Source organism: Bacillus sp. 220_BSPC, assembly GCF_001054655.1.
Lineage (GTDB): Bacteria > Bacillota > Bacilli > Bacillales > DSM-1321 > Peribacillus > Peribacillus frigoritolerans.
The window spans coordinates 1-643 of the sequence record NZ_JVPL01000156.1; the positions used below are offsets into that span (position 1 = coordinate 1).

1 protein-coding gene is annotated in these 643 nt (G+C 37.5%); it reads right to left on the bottom strand.

What is annotated here, in order from left to right:
- Positions 1–584 (bottom strand): IS110 family transposase (locus ADA55_RS10310; RefSeq protein WP_264371001.1); only part of this gene is annotated, 584 nt, incomplete at its 3' end.
- Positions 585–643: the final 59 nt, after the last annotated feature.

Genomic DNA, 643 nt, shown 5'->3' on the forward strand with positions numbered 1-643 from the left:
AAAAGCAACTCAATATACATACGAAGATTGATTACGTGACTTTCATACACATTTTTTTGAAATGGATTTCGAGATGCGGAATCCATTATTTTTTTTGCTTTTTCCCATGCCCATTCACCCGATCGGCTAGGACAGAACTCTATTACACTCTCTGCTAGTCTACTTTCTCCGGCCGTTAATACCGTCTCTGATGTAGGATATTCCTTTAACATCAATAAAGAAACCTTCGAATATAGATCCCCAAAAACCTTCCGGTATTCAGGAAACACTTGATCTAAAATGGTGTGAAACTGAAGTTTAGCCTCCACATACATATTCGTTACGATTTCCTGTTGTCTTGACAAATTACGAAGGTCTAAAAGCTGAATTCCTCTAATTTTATGAGGTTCAAAATCCTCCTTGTAATACAGCACACACAACTGGTACGCATCGATTACGTCCGTTTTTACCTTCCGTAAACTGGACTTCTTTGCCTGATAAGAAATAATCGGATTTAGTAAGATATATAGAATCCCTTGTTCCTCCAAGTATTGAATATCGGGAGAATGGTAATGCCCTGTAGATTCTAAAATGACCATAGGCATCTGCCCTGCCACCTCTTCAATTTCTTTTAGAAATTCTAAAAAATGATCTAACTCCTCTT